We start from the raw sequence: 17,687 nt of genomic DNA, 5'->3' as shown, positions 1-17,687 counted from the left end.
AATTTCAGGGTGTTATAAAGCCTGACTTTTCAAACACCCCTTACAACTGGCGAAGTGCGGGCATGACCTGAGTGCGCAGCAGCGGGGCCAACAGTGGCTCGGCCTTGGGATCATGAAGGTCAATCCAGCGAATTTCCGCAATTTCCGCCTGCGCCTGTGGAATGCCTGACAGGTCCGCCAGCCAGATATCGGCATGCACCGTCCGCCCGGCCTCATGCGCGGCAGGGGCCGTATACCACCCCAGTGGCCGCGCACTACCCGGGTGCAGGGCACAACCCAGTTCCTCCATCACTTCACGTTGCAAGGCGGCAAGACCATCTTCCCCGGGTTCGGGCTTTCCCCCCGGCAGCATGAACAGTCCCGTCCCCACCTTACGCACGCACAACAGGGCGCCATCACGGACGATCGCGGCACAGGCAACGCGGATGTCCCCATCCGCCGCCATTACTTGTCCCCTCCCTTGAGCGGCGACATCAGGAAGCAGAACGGCACCACCAGAAGCGATCCGATCCCAAGGATCATGAACACCTCGTTATAGGCAAGGATCGCGATCTGTTTGGAAAACTGCTGGTACAGCTTTCCCATGGCCACGGAATTGACGACAGGTTCGGCAAAGCCCCGCGCCACCGCCGCGATACGCGCCTGTGACAGATATTCGTTAAAGGGCTGATGGAACGGCGTCATCCAGTGGACCATATTGCTCTGATGTGCCTGGCGCAGTTCCGTCACCATCGCTGTCGCCCCGGAGATACTGAGCGATCCCAGCACATTGCGCGCCATGCTGAACAACGCGGAACCATCGGCATTAAGTTCACGCGGCAAGGTGGCATAGGTGATGGTCGAAATCGGCACGAACAGGAAAGCCATAGTGGCCGTCTGGCTCATACGGAATAAGACGAGATGGCGGAAATCCAGTGCCGGGACCAGCCGCGCCGACCACAACATCGACATGCCCATCAGGAAAAAGCCAAAGGCGATGATGTAACGCAGTTGCACCTTTTTCATCGCCATGCCGACAAGCGGGATCAGGATGATGACGGCCACACCGCCGGGCGACAGGATCAGGCCCGACAGGGTCGCGGTATAGCCCATGACCTGCTGCGCAAACTGCGGCACGATAATGGCAGAGGAATAGAGCAACGCCCCCACCGCCCCCATCAGCGCAGTGCCGACCGCGAAATTCCTGTCCTTGAACACCCTTAAATCCACGGCCGGTTTCTTGGTATGCAACAGCCAGGCAATGGCCCCGCCGATACCCAGCACCGCCAGGATCGCCATGATGACAATGATGCGCGACCCGAACCAGTCTTCGTCCTCGCCACGATCGACCGCGACCTCCAGACAGCCGAACCCGATGGTGATCAGGCCGATCCCGATGAAATCCAGCGGGGCCGGCTGCTTGCGCGCCCATGGCGGGTCCTCGATCATAAACGACACCGCAACCGTCGCCAGTGCGCCGACGGGCACATTGATGAAGAACACCCACCGCCACGAATAATTGTCGGTAATCCACCCCCCGAGCGACGGCCCGATGACGGGGGCCACCACGGTTGCAATCGCCGTCAGGCCAAAGGCCGCAGCGCGTTTTGCCGGGGGAAAGGTATCAAGGATGATCGATTGCTGGTTCGGTTGCAGGCCGCCCCCGAAAAACCCCTGCAACAGGCGGAAGAAGATCAGTTCAGGCAGGCTGGTCGAAATTCCGCACAGGAACGAAGAGATCGAGAACATCGAAATACATATCAGGAAGTATTTCTTTCGCCCGAACAGCTTCCCCAGCCAGCCGGAAATGGTCAGCACGATGCCGTTGGCGACAAGGTAGGATGTCAGCGTCCATGTCGCATCATCATAGGTGGACGACAGGTTCCCCGCGATGTGCGGCAGGGAGACGTTGACGATGGTGGTGTCAAGGATCTCCATGAACGCGGCAACCGTGACCACCACGGCAATCAGCCACGGATTATGCTTCGGCTTCCACGCCTGTTCGGCGTGGCCATCGGTGGGGGCTGCCGCCGCACTCATCGCGTGAAGACCGTGGGTTCGACCGACAGGCCAAGCGACAGCGGCAGGTCAGGACGCAGCCCTTCGTCGATCAGGATCTTGACGGGGACGCGCTGGACGATCTTGACGTAATTGCCCGTAGCGTTTTCTGGCGGGAAGGCGCTGAAGGTCGCACCGGTACCCAGCTGCAACGAATCAACATGCCCCTTCAGCTTCAGGAACGGATAGGCGTCAACCGCGATATCCACCTTCTGCCCCGGACGCATGTTCGCAAGCTGCGTTTCCTTGTAATTGGCGACGATCCACACCTCGGGCTCCACGATGGAAAAGAGCGTCTGCCCCACCTGTGCAAGGGTGCCGCGCTCAATATTACGCTGCGAGATCCAGCCATCATGCGGTGCACGGATCACGGTCCATTCAAGGTTCAGCTCCGCCTGCCGCAGCCGGGCTTCCGCCTCATGCTCCTGCGCCTGCGCCTGGGAAACCTTGCTCTGCGTGCTGGAAATATTGGGCTCCACCGGCAGGGCCTGCTGCAATTCGCCCTGCGCCTGCAACACGCGGGCCTTTGCCTCGTCCAATGCCGCGGTGGCGTAATCTATGTCCTGCTGCGACGTGGCGGCACGGGCAACGGAATGCTGCCGCCTGAAATCGGTCTGCGCGCGGAATTCCTGCGCCTGTGCGCCCTGCAACGCGCCTTGTGCCGCCAGCAGGTGGCCGGGGAAGTTCTTCTGCGCAACGGCAAGCATCAGTTCGGAACTTGCAACCTGTGCGCGGGCCATTTCCAGGTTGGCCGCGGCCTGGTCGCGTTCGGCGCGCCAGTCACGGTCATCAAGCCTCGCAAGGACCTGCCCTTCATGGACGAACTGGTTGTCATTGACCAGCAGCTCGGTCACGTAACCACGCACATGCGGTGCGATCGTGACCGCACGGCCAGAGGTAAACGCGTCATCGGTCTCCACCTCGCCCCGATGCAGGAACCAGTACACCGCCGCAGCAAGGACCAGCGCGACGAGTACCGCGATCAAGATGATCTTGCGGGACGATTTTTCCGTGGGCTTGTGGTCGCTTGCCTGTGCTTTGTCTGGCGTCTGGGCTTCATCACCGGCCATGTGGTTCCCTCATTTCGTGCGATTCGTATCTTCCGGCTTCGCGCAGCGCGACCGTATTGACCGAACGGGTCGGTCAATGCATGGCACGAACGCGAAGCGACTTCAACCATCGTGCATGGCTTATTCGCCCCTAATGCACCAGCAGGCGCACTACAGGCCAAAAGCCTGTGTTCGGACCATACGGGCATAGACGCCGTCATGGCGCATCAGGTCATCGTGGGTGCCACGTTCGACGGCCCGCCCTTCGGCCATCACGACCACCAGATCTGCGGAACGAATGGTGGACAGGCGATGGGCGACGATGATGGTCGTCCGCCCGTGACGCAGATGCGCCAGCGCCTGCTGCACGGTGGCCTCGCTTTCGCTGTCAAGCGCGCTTGTCGCCTCGTCCAGCAGCAGGATGCGCGGATTGCGCAGCAGCGCACGCGCCAGGGCGACACGTTGACGCTGCCCCCCCGACAACCTCTGCCCCCCCGGCCCGACGATGGTGTCATACCCATCGGGCAACGCCATGATGAACGCGTCCGCCGCCGCCGCACGGGCTGCCGCACGCATCTGCGTTTCATCGGCATGGCGGTTGCCCATGCGGATATTGTCCCCCACCGACATGTCGAACAGCAGCGAATCCTGACTGACATAGGCAATGGCATCGCGCAGGTCCGACAGGATCAGGTGACGCAGATCCTCCCCATCCAGCACGATCCCGCCGCCGGACACGTCATGCAGGCGCGGCACCAGCGACAGGGCCGTGGACTTCCCCGCCCCCGACGCCCCCACCAGTGCAACGGTCGTACCGGGGCGGGCAACGAAATCCAGCCCCGCCAGCCCCATCCGCCCGTCGGGATAGACGAAGGACACATCATTGAAACGCAGATCCCCACGCCCGGCGGGCAGGGGCCGCGCGTCGGCAGACTGACACACTGCGGCGGGTTCATCAATGACCTCAAAAACACGCTGTAACCCGCCCATGCCTTCCTGCAGCGCGACATTGAGCGTGCCAAGCGCGCGCAGCGGCCGCGCCGCAAGCAGCAGCGCTGCGACAAAACCGGAGAAATCCCCCAGCGTCGCGCCACCCTGCGTCGCGCGCCACCCGGCAAAGCCAAGCACCGCCGCCACCGCGATCCCGCCCAGCACCTCCAGCATCGGGTCCACGCGCGCACGCCCCCGCGCAATGCGCAGCAGGCCGGCATGCAGCATGTCGAGGACATGGTTCGCGCGCGTCTGCTCCACCGCCTCCAGCCCATAGACGCGGATGGTACGGGCCTGCGCAAAGCTTTCGGTCAGCAACGCGGCAGTACTGCCTGTCTGTTCATGCACCCCCCCCGATTCCCGGCGCAGGCGCTTACCCAGCCTACGCACGGGCATTGCGGCGATGGGATACAGCACGGCGGCGATCAGGCTGAGTTCCCAATCCATGTAGAACATCGACACGATCAGGCCGACGACCGTCACGCCATCGCCAAGCGCGTTGGTCGCACGGATCATCGCCTCGCGGATGGAAACGGCATCGGTGGTGAACCGCGCGGCCAGCCGGGCCGGGGCCTCCGCCTCGATGCGGGAGATGTCGGCATTCACCAGATGGGCGAACATCCGCCCCTGCAGACCCCGGATGACCGACAGGACCAGCCCCTGCACCGCAACACTCTGCCCATATTGGGAAATGGCCTTGGCCGTGGTGATCAGGACCACCAGAATCGGAACCTGATACAGGATGCGCCTGTCCTGCGTTGCGAACATGTCCAGCGCACGCTGGATCACCAGCGGATACAGTGCGCTGAAGACCGCCATCAGGGCCGTCAGCACCACCACCCCCGCGATGCGCAGGCGATAATGGCTCAGCTCCTCGCGCCACAACCGACGGGCAAGCCCGTCGGCTGACGCCGGGGCATGGGGATCTGGCGGCATTCTTTTTCCGGCGGCATCGGGCCGCGTCGATCGAACAACGTTCATACGGCCCTATAAACTCCTGCATGCCTTTAATGCAAAACCGGTTCGTGTTTTTTTCATCGCCCCAGAAAAACGGCACCCAAAAACGGGACGGAAAACCGGCACGGAAAAACCGGGACACCACGAAATCCGGTGTGGCGTGCCCCTCAGGCCCCCAGCACATGTCGCAGGTGCGCAAGGCAGGCGACGCGATCCGCCACGCATCCCCCCGACAGCCACCAGTCCCGCACCTGTGCCAATATCGCCCCTACACGGGGGCCGGGCGGGCATCCGGCCGCCACCACGTCGCGTCCCGCCAGCGTAAAGACCGGGCGTGGGCATCGGGTTATGATGGCACGCAGGTCGTCCCACCCGACATCGGGGCGCCCCAGCACCTCCCCCTGCCGCAGCCATGTGCGCGCGATTAGGATATCGGCCGGGTCCGCCACCAGCATGCGCGCGATCTCCGCTCCTGTCATGCCCGGATGAAGGCCATCGCCCCCACCATGCAGTGCCCCATCATGCACCGCCCGCACGAAACGTTCATCCGCGCGCGACAGCCGCAGCCGTTGCGCCACCGCCTGCATGTCCCCCACAAACAGTGCCGCGCACCGCAGCAGCGCATCTGCCGGCCCATCGCAGGCCAGCAGCCGCCCAAGGCGTGAAAGGTCGTAGCCTTCGGGCAGGATACGGGCCAGCACGCCGCCATGCTCCATCAATGCCAGTGTGGCCGCAACCCGTGGTCCGGTCAGGATACGGCGCAGTTCGGACCATATCCGTTCAACCGACAGGCGTTCGACCATGGGGGCCAACGCGGTTGCCGCCGCCATGGCATCCGCATCGGGCGCGTCGCCACCATAACGGGCATTGAACCGGAAAAAACGCAGGATACGCAACGCATCCTCCGTAATACGGGCGTGCGCGTCCCCCACGAAACGCACACGTCCCGCCGCAAGGTCCGCCCGCCCGCCAAACGGATCATGCACCACGCCCGCACGGTCGCAGGACATCGCGTTGATGGTGAAATCACGCCGGGCCGCGTCCTCGCGCCAATCATCGGTCCATGCAACCTGCGCGTGGCGGCCATCGGTCTGTTCATCACGGCGCAGGGTCGTAATTTCGTAAGGGCGCCCCTCCAGCACCGCCGTCACCGTCCCATGCGCCAGTCCCGTCGGCACAACCCGGATGCCCGCAGCGCCCAGCCGCGCCATGACGTCCTGCGGGGGAAACGCCGTGGCCATGTCCATGTCCGACACCGCACGTCCACACAACAGGTCCCGCACCGCACCGCCCACCAGCCGTGCATCAGGCACGATGTCCCATATCCGCGCCAGTGTCGCGACAGTCTCCGGCCGCGTGCGGTACAGCCGCGCCAGCGGGTCAGAGGCAAGCTGAACATGGGCAAGCTGAACGGGGGCAGGCTGAGCATAAGCAGGCTGACCGGGGGCGGACTGACGCGGCGTAGGCTGGGTGGGGGCAACTGGCGGCAGGGCATCGTTCATCGCCCGTCCCCTGTGCAATAAATCCCCCCACGCACCCCGAAGCATCGGCACATCAGACGAGGCGTGGCGTCATTGCGCACAGCCATCCCCGTCATCATCGTCGCCCATATCCCCCTCCCTGCAACAGGGCAGGCGGCCAAGGGGGAAGAAAACCCCGCCGCTCCAGACCCCAAGGCAGGGGGCGCCGTGGCAATGCCCCGGCACCGCAAGGGCCGCAAGTTCGTAATAGACAGCCCGCGATACCCGTGCCTCGATCGGCAGGGGACCATCGCCCGGCCGCACCTGCACATACGGCACCGCCCCGGCCCCGTCCTCGTCACAGGGACGGTCCCAGTCGACACGAATCGGATGGTCCGGCCCGGCACAGACCACCTGATCCACATTGGTGCGAAAGGACAGGACCTGATTACGGCCACAGCCGCACCATTCAAGGCTGACGGCGACAAAGGGCGCGTCCTCCACCTCTATCGTGCCGGATTCCACCGGGGTCTGCAGCCGGAACGCCCCGGTCAGGTCACGCCGCAATGTGGAGGCGAACAGGCAGACCATCGGCTTGCGCGTAATGGGCGAGCCACGATACAGCCACGTCCCGTCCCGGCGGATCAGGAAAGGCAGCGCCCCGCATGACGGACCGCCCGGCCCCATGGATGCCCCCGTGGATGCCCCCGTGGCCGCGCGCGCCCCTTGCGAAGGCATGCCCGGACCGGCATCGTGCCCCTGTCGCCCGGCAACGGAACCTGCCGCAGCGGGGCGGCCAGCAGCGGGGCGCATGCCACCGAATGTGACTCTCGTCTCGAAATCGTCCGTCAAGTGCGTTAACCCGAACATTATGAAACCTTGCTCCACCTGATATAGGGAGCAACCCCGGCTTGATGAAACCCCCGGACGTGTCAGACTGAAGGAATGATGACCTCCGATGCCTTTTCCCCCTCCCGCGCGGAGCCTGCGAACATGACGATATCCTCCCCCCCCGATGCCATACAGGCCGCGGCGATGGCCGATGCCACTGCCGCACGGCTGCGCGCCGCCCGTGCGGAGGTGGGCAAGGTCATACTGGGACAGAATCGCGTGATCGACCTTGCACTGACATCCCTCCTCGCGGGGGGGCATGCGCTGCTGGTGGGTGCGCCGGGGCTGGGCAAGACGTTGCTGGTCACGACCATCGGGCGGGTAATGGGCCTTGATGCACGCAGGGTGCAGTTCACGCCCGACCTGATGCCGTCTGACATCCTCGGCAGTGAAATCCTTGACGAGGACGCACAGGGGCGGCGCAGCTTCCGCTTTGTCGCCGGACCGGTTTTCTGCCAGTTGCTGATGGCCGACGAAATCAACCGCGCAAGCCCGCGTACACAGTCCGCCCTGCTGCAGGCGATGCAGGAACACCATGTCGCGATCGCAGGCACCGACCATGCCCTGCCGCGCCCGTTCCACGTGCTGGCGACGCAGAACCCGATCGAACAGGAAGGCACCTACCCCCTGCCCGAGGCGCAGCTTGACCGCTTCATGATGCAGATCCTGCTTGATTTCCCGGACCTTGAGGCCGAGCGCGCCATGCTGCTGGCCACCACCGGCACCACGCAGGCCACGGCGGAACCTGTCATGAGCGCGCATGACGTCATCGCGGCGCAGCAGGTCGTACGCGCCCTGCCCACGGGGGAAAAGGTGGTGGACGCCATCGTCCGCCTGGTGCGCGAGGCCCGCCCGGAAACCACCAGCACCCCCGCGATCCGCGATGCCGTGGCCTGGGGGCCCGGCCCGCGTGCGGCACAGGCGCTGATGCTGGCGACGCGGGCACGCGCGCTGCTTGACGGGCGGCTATCGCCCACGCTGGATGACGTCGCAGCACTGGCCCACCCCGTGCTGGCGCACCGCATGGCCCTGACCTTTACCGCACGGGCCGAAAACCAGAAACTGGAGCAGTTGATCGACGGACTGCTTGGGCATCTGGGCTGATATGGGTCGTGGCTGATCATATGCCCGCGCCCGCTTTCCTCAGACGCTTCTTTCCACGCGCCAGAAGGGGCAATACCCCAGGTCATGGCGTGGGGGATACCGTGGGGAAAAGCGCCACCGTCGGGACCACCACGTCCGCTGTCCTGCCCTCTGGTATCCTGCCCTCTGGCCTCCCCATGGCCACGCAGGACGGACCCGCCCTGGCACGTGCGCTGGCCGCACGGATGCCTGCCCTGATCATGACGGCACGCCGGATCGCACAGGCGGTACAGCAGGGCGGGCATGCCCGACGCCGGGCCGGATCGGGAGAAAATTTCTGGCAATACCGCCCGGCACAACCCGGGGAGGCCGCATCGCGCATCGACTGGCGACAGTCCGCGCGCGGCGAACGTCCCTTTGTGCGCGAAAACGAGGCACAGACAGCCCAGACTATTTTCATCTGGTGCGATAACAGTTCCTCCATGAACTGGCACTCCTCCGACACCCTGCCGAGCAAGGCGGAAAGCGCCCTTGTGCTGGCGCTGGCGCTGGCGGCGATCCTGCTGCGGCAGGGGGAACGCGTGCGCCTGCTGGGCGCGGATGGCGCGACGGTCACGGCCATATCGGGTAATGGCGGGCTGGAACGCATGGCGATAGTGCTGATTGATGCGATGCGCCGCCCTTCCTCGCCCGCAACCCTGCCACAGGCCGGACATCTTGCGCGCAATGGGCGACTTGTACTGCTGGGGGACGGGTTATACGATCCGGCCGCATTTTCGGGCCTGTTGCGCGCGGCGCTGGCGCGACAGGTGCGTACCAGCCTGATCGAGGTTATCGACCCGGCAGAACGCGACATGCCCTATTCCGGGCGCACGCGGTTCATGGGGCTGGAGGATGAAGCCCCCCTGACCCTGTCTGCCGGGACGGACCTGCGCACCGCCTATCGTGCGGCATTCACGCAGCATCAACAGCAGCTTTCGGACCTGTGCCGCGCCGGCGGGAACGCGATGATCACCCAGACCACCGACCAGCCCCCCGAACGTGCCCTGCTGGCGCTGCATGCGCAACTTGCCGCGGCCCACCATACAGGCGGGGGGATACGCGCATGATCCTGGCCGCACCATGGGTCTTGTGGGCGTTCGTACTGCTGCCGGTGGTCTGGCTGCTGTTGCGTGCGCTGCCGCCGCGTCCGCGCGAACAGTCCTTTCCCCCCATCGCCCTTCTGCGCGGGCTGGACGCGCGCAATGATGACGTGGCACGCGCGCCGCTGTGGCTGCTGATCCTGCGTTGCATGGCGGTGGTCCTTGTCATCACGGCCTGCGCACAGCCTTTCATCACGCGTGACCGCGCAGGCATCAGCATGTCTGCGGACACGCTGCTGGTGATCGACAATGGATGGGCCGCCGCCCCCGGCTGGACACAGCGCCTTCGCGCGGTGGACAGCATCCTTGAACGACTGGCGCGCAATGGGCATTCCGTGCGCCTGCTGCTGACGGCGCCACCCACGGGAAATGAGGTCATGCGGGTTGGCGATGCGCAGGACCCTGCGATCATGCGCACGATACTCGCCCCTTCGGAACCGCAGCCATGGGGGGTGGACCGCCGGGCCGCCACCGGGGCGGTGCGGGCGCTGCTGCAACATGGCTGGCACGGGCCGGTGCTTTATCTGGCGGACGGAATGGCGACGGGCGATGACGCGGCGTTCGCCACGGCGCTGCGCGATGTCGGTCCGGTGCATGACCTGCGCCTGCCCGATGCGGATATCGTCACCCTTGCCCCCGGCCATAATGGTGCCGAGGCGCTGGACCTGCGGCTGCGCACGGTACCGCGTCCCGTCCTGCGCCAGGTCAGCGTGCGGGCGCAGACCATCGACAACAGCACGCTACAGGTCCTGCATGTTACGATGCCCCCTGATGCACATCAGGCCGATGTGCGGCTGACGCTGCCGGTGGAACTGCGCAACCAACTGGACCATGTGGAGGTCGATGCCATCAATGGCCCCGCCAGCGTACGACTGCTGGATGAAAATGACCGCAGGCGCCCGGTGGGCCTGATTTCGGGCAACGCGTCGGATACCCCCCTGATGGGCAGCCTGTTCTATCTGCGCCGGGCGCTGGCGCCGGGGGCGGAACTGCGCGAAGGGACACTTGACACATTGCTGTCGCGTCCCCTGTCCATCCTGATCGCCCCGGACGGCACGCTGGGCAGTCCCGATGCACGCCACAAGGTCGAGGAATGGGTCCGCAGGGGCGGCACACTGATCCGCTTTTCCGGCCCGCTGCTTGTACAGGCCGCGGGTGGCACGGGCATTGCCCCCCCCGTCCCTGCCGACGGACCGCGTACCGATCCCCCCCCGGCCGAGACCACTTCGCGCGATATACACGGGGCCAATACCTCTGTGGCGGATACCCTGCTGCCGGTGCCGCTGATGGATGGGGAACGCGTGCTGGGTGGTGCGATGTCGTGGAGCAAGCCTGAACATCTTGCCGCTTTCGATGCGCGCTCGCCCTTCCATGACCTGCCGGTGCCTGCCGATGTCACGGTGTCCAAACAGGTGCTGGCACGGCCCTCGACCGACCTGGACACCCATACATGGGCCCGGCTGGTGGACGGGACGCCGCTGGTGACGCATGCGGCACTGGGGGCGGGACAGGTTGTGCTGTTTCATGTCACCAGCACGGCGGACTGGTCCAACCTGCCGCTGTCCGGCCTGTTCGTCGGCATGCTGCAACGGCTTGGCGAACGGGCGGTCGGCATTGAAACCCCGGCGGACCAGAGCCTGCTGTCACCTTACATGACGCTTGATGGCGCGGGGGTGGAAGGTCCGCCCCCCGCAGGCGCGCAGGCCGTACGTGCCGATGCGTTCGGACATATCGCGGTATCCGCGGCGCATCCGCCGGGCCTGTACGGCCCACGCGCGTCGCGCCGGGCGCTGAATATCGGCGATGATGCGGGGGAAATGCTGCCGCAACAGCCGGTTGGTACGGTCATGGACCTGCGCGGGCAAACCCCCGACCTCGCACTGGGACCGATCCTGGCGGTATTGGCGCTGGGGCTGGTTCTGGTGGACGGGATCGCCGCGATCCTGATGCGTTCGGGCATGATCCGCGCGGGCGGGGGGTGCACGAACGGACGGCGGGCGGGACTTGTCAGCGCCGTCATCCTTGCGGCACTGGCATCGGCGCCCTCCGCGCCCGCATGGGCCGAAACACGCGACGTGCCGGGGGCGGCACTGGAAACGCGTCTGGGCTATATCATCACGAACCATGCAGATATCGACGACGTCTCGCGCGAGGGGCTGCAGGGCCTGTCGGATTACGTGAATGCCCGCACCTCCGCCGTGCTGGGCCATCCCGATGCGCTGGTGCCCGAACGCGATGACCTGTCTTATTATCCCATGATCTACTGGCCGGTAACAGCGGACGCCACCGCCACACCCGCGCGCACGGCGGCGCTGAACGCCTATATGCGCCATGGCGGTATTCTGATGATCGACACGCAGGGGCAGGACCCCGCCACGGCCCAGGCGGGAAATGACGACAGCTTTACCGGTTCCGCCCCCGGAACCGCGGCCGCATTGCGACGCATGACGGCGGGTCTGGACATCCCGCCCCTGACGAAGCTGGATGACCACCACGTCCTGACGCATACGTTCTACCTGCTGCATGACTTTCCCGGCCGTTATGACGGGATGCCCGTATGGGTTGCGCAGGAAGGCGACAGCACCAATGATGGCGTCAGCCCCGTCATCATCGGCAGCAATGACTGGGCGCATGCATGGGCGGTGGATGACAGTGGCGGCACGCCCTATGCCACCATCCCCGACGGCCCCGAACAGAGGACGCTGGCCTATCGCTTTGGCGTCAATGCCGTGCTGTATGCCCTGACGGGGAATTACAAGGCAGATCAGGTCCATGTCCCGGCCCTGTTGAAGCGCCTGGGGGAATGATGCCGTCACTTGACCGCCTGCATCACATGATCGGCTTTCAGCCGCTGGTACCACCATGGCTGCTCTGGGTGCTGGGCGGCGCGCTTCTTGCGATGGGTGCATGGGGGATCGCACGCCGCGCACGGGGCACAACGTGGCGGGTGCTGGCGGGTGCGGGGCTTGTGCTATGGCTGTCGGGGCCACAGCGGTTACGCGAAAGCTGGCATCCCCTGCCGCAGACGGCGCTGGTGGTGGTGGACCAGTCGGCGTCCATGTCCATCCGCGACCGCGCGGTCATGGCCCATCGCGCCGCCGAACGCGTGCAGGAGGAAATCGGCCATATCGACGGGTTGCAGACCCGCACCATTACCGTGCGCGATGCCCATCATGACGGCACGCGCCTGTTTTCCGCCCTGACACAGGCGGCATCGGACATCCCGCCCTCACGCCTGGCCGGTGCGGTCATGATTACCGACGGGCAGGTTCACGACATCCCGGCCCAGTTACCCGAAGTCCTGACACCACCGGATGCGCAGGGCCATCGCCTGACCCTGCCGTTGCATGTGCTGCTGACGGGACAGGGCGAGGAAACGGATCGCCGCCTGCGCATCCTGCAGGCGCCGCCTTATGGCATCGTGGGGCAGGACGTGACGATCCGTGTGGAAGTGGACGACCTTGGCCGTCCCGACGCCCGGAACGCCACGACGGAACTGACGATGACCCAGGGCGGCGCACAGCCCAGCAGCCGGATCGTACGGATCGGACAGCCACAGGACATCACCCTGCCTGTTACCCATCCTGGCCCGATGCTGGTGGGACTGTCGGTACCGGAACTGCCCGGTGAGGCATCGGACATCAACAACCGCGATATCGTGCGTATCAACGGCGTGCGCGACCGGCTGCGTGTATTGCTGGTTTCGGGCACACCGAACCAGGGCGAACGTGTATGGCGGCGGCTGCTGAAGGCCGATCCGTCGGTCGATCTGGTCCATTTCACCATCCTGCGCCCACCCGACAAGGATGACGGCACGCCGCTATCGGATCTTGCGCTGATTGCATTTCCCGTCAACGAACTGTTCCAGCAGAAGATCGGGCAGTTCGACCTTATCATCCTCGACGGGTTTGAAAATCACGGCATCCTGCCCCAGGCCTATCTGCGCAACATCGCCAACCATGTGCGCGAGGGCGGCGGCCTGCTGCTGATTGGCGGGCCGGAGTTCATCGGTCCGGGGTCGTTGCAGGACACGCCCCTGTCGGAAATCCTGCCTGCCCATATCACGCCCGACGGGGTGAGGAACGAGAAGTTCCGCCCCATGCTGACCGAAGCGGGGCAGCGTCATCCCGTGACGGCGCGGCTGCCCGGTGCCCCGGCATCAGCCGGCGGGCCGGGCTGGGGACCATGGTATCGCAGCCTGGCATCCGATTCCGTCAATGGGGAAGTGCTGATGACCGGCCCGCATGAGCAGCCTCTTCTGGTGCTGGACCATGCGGACAAGGGACGTGTGGCCTTCCTGATGTCGGATCAGGCATGGCTGTGGTCGCATGGAGAGGGCGGCGGCGGTCCACAGTCCGAACTGCTGCGGCGGATTTCACACTGGCTGATGAAAGAGCCGGAGTTGGAAGAAAACCAGCTTGAGGCAGAAATCACGGGCGGGCAGCTCAACATCACCCGTCGTTCTCTCCTGTCTGCGCCACCTGCGATGGTGCGCGTAACCCATCCCGACGGCACGATGCAGCAGGTCCCTCTGACCGCGACAGGGGACAAGGGCGTCACCACGGCGCACCTTCCCGCCCGCGAAAACGGGATCTGGAGCGTACGTGACAGCGATGGGCATGAGGCATTCGCGGCCCCCCGCGCCGAAGATCCGCAGGAATTCGCAGACCTGCGCGCCACCGCAACGCGCCTGCAGCCGCTTGTCGCGATGACGGGCGGCGGCATGCACTGGCTGGGGAAACGGGCGGAGAGCGCATCACTGCCCGCGATCGGAATGGTCAATGGCGCGGCGCATTCGACGGCTGAGCGTTTCGACTTTCCCGACCGCCATGCCCATATCGTGACAGGACAGCAGGCACATGCGTTGCTGCCGCCATGGGCGGTGCTGCTGTTCGTGCTGTCGATGCTGATGCTCGGCTGGTGGCGCGAAGGGCGCGCACGGGCATGAGACTAAAGTTTGCGTTACCCTGCCACCGTGCGATATTGCTGCGCTACGGGGCAATGCACACCTGCATCGCGTACGGCGCGCGGCGTTTATTCATGGGACACGACATGCTTTCCAGACCAGGCATCGGGCTTCTTGCGGCGTTTTTCCTGTCGGCCGTTCCTTTCGCCACCGTGCCGCTGCACATGGCCCATGCGCAGGATGCCGATGATGCGGAAGCCGAGGCCGACGCCGCCGACGCCGCCAAGAAGGCAGAGGCCCGACGCGCCGCCAAGGCCGCCGCCCCCCCGGCCGCCCTGCCTGGTGCGGAGTCGAACGAAGAAGTGCGCGGCCATGCCAGCAATGACATGAACCCGACCGATGCCCTGTTCGACGCCATTAACCGTGGCAGCCTTGGCGCAGCGAAAGAAGCACTGAACCGTGGGGCGGACATGACCGCGCATAACGTGCTGGGCCAGAGCCCGCTGGACATGGCCATCGACCTGAACCGCAACGACATTACATTCCTGCTGCTGTCGATGCGCACCTTCTCCGATTCCGACCCACATTTCGCATCCGGTTCGACCCAGGGGCCGGACATGGATGAAGCCGCGGATACGGTCCGCACGCCACCTCTGGCCGGGCGGGCCAGACATGTTGACTCACGCTATGACGTAACCGGTGGCCATGCGAAACCGGCGGCGGGCTTCCTCGGGTTTGGCGGTAGCTGACGCACACCACGCGGCTGGCACCCCAGGCCCTTTCACCCCCCGGCAGAAGCCGTTTCGGGATGCTGCGCCAGGATGCGCGCCTCCGCCATGCGGATTTCGTCCACGATCTGTGTCACCGTGCGCGTGCATCGCTGCCCCACACGCGTCAGGAGGATGAATTCCACATTCATCGGTTTGGATGAAAAACGCTGGCTGCTGACGCGGTAACGCTTGTATCCGCGTGTAAAGACCGATACCTGCCCCAGCGCCCGGTTCGCCGCGACCATATCAGGCAGGTCAATCATCCCGTCAGTGCTGTAACTTGTGGCGATCCAGCGCACGGGCAACGTCTCCAGCAGGCGGGCATAGGCCTGCGTGGCGCGATCGCGGTAATTATAGGCGCTGCGCCGTACGGTGCGCCAGTCAGTGCGGATCGCAGCCTTGTCACGTCCGCTGATCTTGGGTGAAAGGGCAGGCTGGTCCCACAGCACGATGCTGTTGAGGACATGGTAATTCGCGCCATAGGGGTGCTGGTTATAAGGCGGGTCGATATAGGCAATGGCCGGACCGCGAAGATAGGGGCGCAGGTTGCGCGCAACGTCCTGCGCATCGGCGCGCAGCACAACATTGTCACGCCCATTATCAAGGAACGTCGCAGGGCGCAGGCACAGGTCGGCGGCGATACGGTACAGCGCGGTGCCCGTCCGTCCACCCCACCCATTGTGAAACCCCTTGAACAGGCCACTGGTATTGCTGTTGTAACATGCACTGAACAGCAAGGGTGCCAGAAGGCACGCGCGCTGCACCGGCGACAGCAGGCCCTCGGCCTCCCACGTTGCCACCTGTTCACGGATGGCGTCGATCCGCCGCCCGTTCTTGCGCATATAGAACATGCGGTCACGCGCCACATCATAGGCGTCGTCATCGTCAGGACAGAGGTGACGCGTCACCCATCCATCCACCGGCGGTAACGCATTGAGGCGCGCCATGACCTCCTCATACCCCACACCATTGAAAAACAATGGTGCGCGCTGCGCCAGAAGGTAACAGTTGCCAAGAACCTCGCCATAAGGTTCCCAGTCATTGGCAATCACGCGAAAGCCCATCTGCTTGGCCAGCCGCCCGACAACCCCCGTTCCGGCGAAGAGGTCTACGAAATCTGTGGCATGGGGGGGCTCCCCCGTTGCCGCGATCGCCCTGGCGATCAGGTCGAGCAGCTTTCGCTTGCTACCGATATAGGGAATGAGCTGGCTGAACAGGAAATCGTCGGTACTGTTCGCGGAATGCGCTGTGCGGTTCCATTCCATCGCCTGCCGCCCGCCCGGACGATTACGCCCGGGCCTGCTCCGCCCCCTGTTCCGCGCGCAGTTCATTGCGCAGGATATCCAGCGGCTGCAACACCCCTGCACGTTCGAAATGCCAGAAGGTCCAGCCGTTGCATGATGGCGCGTTCGTCAGGGTTGCCCCCAGCTTGTGAATGGACCCGCGATGACCTCCGCTGATCAGGGTGCCATCGGGGGCCACGGTGGCGGACACGCGCTTCTGCCGGTCCATCAGGACCGTGCCCGGCGGCAATATCGCGCGTTCAACCAGTGTACCGAACGGAATACGTGGGCATTCACGCCGTGCGGGCGTGGTCAGCACACTGTCGAGTGGTACGGGCTTTTCACGCCGGGCACGGCCAATCGCCGCCTCGGCATAATCGGGGTGGCGTTCGATACCGATAAAGCGCCGCCGCAGCCTGCGCGCCATCGCGGGCGTGGTGCCAGTGCCGGTAAAGGGGTCAAGCACCACGTCATCAACATTGGTGGACGCAATCAGCACGCGATGCAGCAGGCTTTCGGGCTTTTGTGTCGGATGCAGTTTCAGCCCATGTTCATTGCGCAGCCGCTCCCCCCCCGTGCAGAGCGGAAGGTACCAGTCCGAGCGCATCTGCACATCGTCATTAAGCGCCTTCATCGCCTGGTAATTGAAGCGATAGCGACTGTCGGGACCACGTGCCGCCCAGATCAGGGTTTCATGCGCATTGGTAAAGCGCCGCCCCCGGAAATTGGGCATCGGGTTGGATTTGCGCCAGATCACATCATTAAGGATCCAAAACCCCAGATCCTGCAGGATTGCGCCGATGCGAAAGATGTTGTGATAGGACCCGATCACCCAGATCGTCCCGTCCTTGCGCAGGACGCGCCGCGCCTCGCTCAGCCAGGCGCGGGTGAAGCGGTCATAGGCCTGCAGGTCCGCAAATTTGTCCCAGTCATCATCGACGCCATCGACGATGCTGTCGTCAGGGCGACGCAGCTCCCCGCGTAATTGCAGGTTATAGGGGGGATCGGCAAAGACACAGTCGATCGACCCGGCAGGCAGGGTCTGCATCATTTCCACGCAGTCGCCGCGCAGGATCTGGTCCAGCGGCAGTTCCATCATGACTGCACCGCTCATGAGTT

Annotated in this window: 13 protein-coding genes; 5 read left to right on the top strand and 8 right to left on the bottom strand. The window is 64.8% G+C overall.

All coding sequences use genetic code 11. The features are described 5' to 3' along the window. Window positions 1–40: 40 nt before the first annotated feature. From FYB92_RS06565 to FYB92_RS06540, 6 genes are all read right to left on the bottom strand, one after another. Window positions 41–445, bottom strand: a complete 405-nt coding sequence (locus FYB92_RS06565; RefSeq protein ID WP_332828372.1) for an NUDIX domain-containing protein — start codon at window positions 443–445, stop codon at window positions 41–43. Next, window positions 445–2,019, bottom strand: a complete 1,575-nt coding sequence (locus tag FYB92_RS06560; RefSeq protein ID WP_003621018.1) for a DHA2 family efflux MFS transporter permease subunit — start codon at window positions 2,017–2,019, stop codon at window positions 445–447. Before FYB92_RS06560 ends, FYB92_RS06565 begins: the two co-directional genes overlap by 1 nt. Then, window positions 2,016–3,107 carry an HlyD family secretion protein gene (locus FYB92_RS06555; RefSeq protein WP_003621019.1) on the bottom strand — a complete coding sequence of 364 codons (1,092 nt, stop codon included), beginning with the start codon at window positions 3,105–3,107 and terminating at the stop codon, window positions 2,016–2,018. Before FYB92_RS06555 ends, FYB92_RS06560 begins: the two co-directional genes overlap by 4 nt. Before the next feature lie 150 nt (window positions 3,108–3,257). Then, on the bottom strand, window positions 3,258–5,012 hold the full coding sequence (locus FYB92_RS06550; protein ID WP_040512487.1) for an ABC transporter ATP-binding protein: 1,755 nt from the start codon (window positions 5,010–5,012) through the stop codon (window positions 3,258–3,260). Between the two features lie 188 nt (window positions 5,013–5,200). Beyond that, window positions 5,201–6,535, bottom strand: a complete 1,335-nt coding sequence (locus FYB92_RS06545; protein WP_239015721.1) for a CCA tRNA nucleotidyltransferase — start codon at window positions 6,533–6,535, stop codon at window positions 5,201–5,203. 69 nt (window positions 6,536–6,604) lie between these two features. After that, complete coding sequence (locus tag FYB92_RS06540; protein WP_075625070.1) at window positions 6,605–7,180, bottom strand: DUF1285 domain-containing protein; 576 nt, start codon at window positions 7,178–7,180, stop codon at window positions 6,605–6,607. Between the two features lie 258 nt (window positions 7,181–7,438). Here FYB92_RS06540 and FYB92_RS06535 point away from each other — a divergent pair, with 258 nt between their 5' ends. From FYB92_RS06535 to FYB92_RS06515, 5 genes are all read left to right on the top strand, one after another. Then, window positions 7,439–8,488 carry a MoxR family ATPase gene (locus FYB92_RS06535; RefSeq protein WP_075596058.1) on the top strand — a complete coding sequence of 350 codons (1,050 nt, stop codon included), beginning with the start codon at window positions 7,439–7,441 and terminating at the stop codon, window positions 8,486–8,488. 20 nt (window positions 8,489–8,508) lie between these two features. Continuing rightward, on the top strand, window positions 8,509–9,576 hold the full coding sequence (locus tag FYB92_RS06530; RefSeq protein ID WP_192266347.1) for a DUF58 domain-containing protein: 1,068 nt from the start codon (window positions 8,509–8,511) through the stop codon (window positions 9,574–9,576). Continuing rightward, the gene (locus tag FYB92_RS06525) at window positions 9,573–12,416 is read left to right on the top strand and encodes a DUF4159 domain-containing protein (RefSeq protein WP_192265816.1); all 2,844 of its coding nucleotides are present in this window, start codon (window positions 9,573–9,575) and stop codon (window positions 12,414–12,416) included. The genes FYB92_RS06530 and FYB92_RS06525 overlap by 4 nt, the downstream gene beginning before the upstream one ends. Then, a complete protein-coding gene (locus FYB92_RS06520; RefSeq protein ID WP_332828371.1) occupies window positions 12,416–14,557 on the top strand; it encodes a glutamine amidotransferase in 2,142 nt (713 codons plus the stop codon). Before FYB92_RS06525 ends, FYB92_RS06520 begins: the two co-directional genes overlap by 1 nt. A 104-nt stretch (window positions 14,558–14,661) precedes the next feature. Continuing rightward, the gene (locus FYB92_RS06515; protein WP_003621033.1) at window positions 14,662–15,264 is read left to right on the top strand and encodes an ankyrin repeat domain-containing protein; all 603 of its coding nucleotides are present in this window, start codon (window positions 14,662–14,664) and stop codon (window positions 15,262–15,264) included. Between the two features lie 32 nt (window positions 15,265–15,296). On the opposite strand, the gene FYB92_RS06510 is transcribed toward FYB92_RS06515, so the two are convergent. Beyond that, entirely contained in the window at window positions 15,297–16,550 is a 1,254-nt protein-coding gene (locus tag FYB92_RS06510; RefSeq protein ID WP_081378537.1) for a DNA adenine methylase, read from the bottom strand. A 22-nt stretch (window positions 16,551–16,572) separates the two neighbouring features. Then, window positions 16,573–17,682, bottom strand: coding sequence for a site-specific DNA-methyltransferase (locus tag FYB92_RS06505; RefSeq protein ID WP_040510948.1), 1,110 nt, complete (start codon window positions 17,680–17,682; stop codon window positions 16,573–16,575). Window positions 17,683–17,687 lie beyond the last annotated feature (5 nt).

Source organism: Novacetimonas sp. GS1 (assembly GCF_036686925.1).
GTDB classification, from domain to species: domain Bacteria; phylum Pseudomonadota; class Alphaproteobacteria; order Acetobacterales; family Acetobacteraceae; genus Novacetimonas; species Novacetimonas hansenii.
Note: the sequence above shows the minus strand (reverse complement) of the source record. Positions and strands in the feature narration are given on the sequence as shown.

What these genes read in the sequence shown, in the direction of transcription:
- FYB92_RS06565 (WP_332828372.1), bottom strand. Translation starts at nt 445, where the DNA reads ATGGCGGCGGATGGGGACATCCGCGTTGCCTGTGCCGCGATCGTCCGT.
- FYB92_RS06560 (WP_003621018.1), bottom strand. Translation starts at nt 2,019, where the DNA reads ATGAGTGCGGCGGCAGCCCCCACCGATGGCCACGCCGAACAGGCGTGG.
- FYB92_RS06555 (WP_003621019.1), bottom strand. Translation starts at nt 3,107, where the DNA reads ATGGCCGGTGATGAAGCCCAGACGCCAGACAAAGCACAGGCAAGCGAC.
- FYB92_RS06550 (WP_040512487.1), bottom strand. Translation starts at nt 5,012, where the DNA reads ATGCCGCCAGATCCCCATGCCCCGGCGTCAGCCGACGGGCTTGCCCGT.
- FYB92_RS06545 (WP_239015721.1), bottom strand. Translation starts at nt 6,535, where the DNA reads ATGAACGATGCCCTGCCGCCAGTTGCCCCCACCCAGCCTACGCCGCGT.
- FYB92_RS06540 (WP_075625070.1), bottom strand. Translation starts at nt 7,180, where the DNA reads ATGGGGCCGGGCGGTCCGTCATGCGGGGCGCTGCCTTTCCTGATCCGC.
- FYB92_RS06535 (WP_075596058.1), top strand. Translation starts at nt 7,439, where the DNA reads ATGATGACCTCCGATGCCTTTTCCCCCTCCCGCGCGGAGCCTGCGAAC.
- FYB92_RS06530 (WP_192266347.1), top strand. Translation starts at nt 8,509, where the DNA reads ATGCCCGCGCCCGCTTTCCTCAGACGCTTCTTTCCACGCGCCAGAAGG.
- FYB92_RS06525 (WP_192265816.1), top strand. Translation starts at nt 9,573, where the DNA reads ATGATCCTGGCCGCACCATGGGTCTTGTGGGCGTTCGTACTGCTGCCG.
- FYB92_RS06520 (WP_332828371.1), top strand. Translation starts at nt 12,416, where the DNA reads ATGCCGTCACTTGACCGCCTGCATCACATGATCGGCTTTCAGCCGCTG.
- FYB92_RS06515 (WP_003621033.1), top strand. Translation starts at nt 14,662, where the DNA reads ATGCTTTCCAGACCAGGCATCGGGCTTCTTGCGGCGTTTTTCCTGTCG.
- FYB92_RS06510 (WP_081378537.1), bottom strand. Translation starts at nt 16,550, where the DNA reads ATGGAATGGAACCGCACAGCGCATTCCGCGAACAGTACCGACGATTTC.
- FYB92_RS06505 (WP_040510948.1), bottom strand. Translation starts at nt 17,682, where the DNA reads ATGAGCGGTGCAGTCATGATGGAACTGCCGCTGGACCAGATCCTGCGC.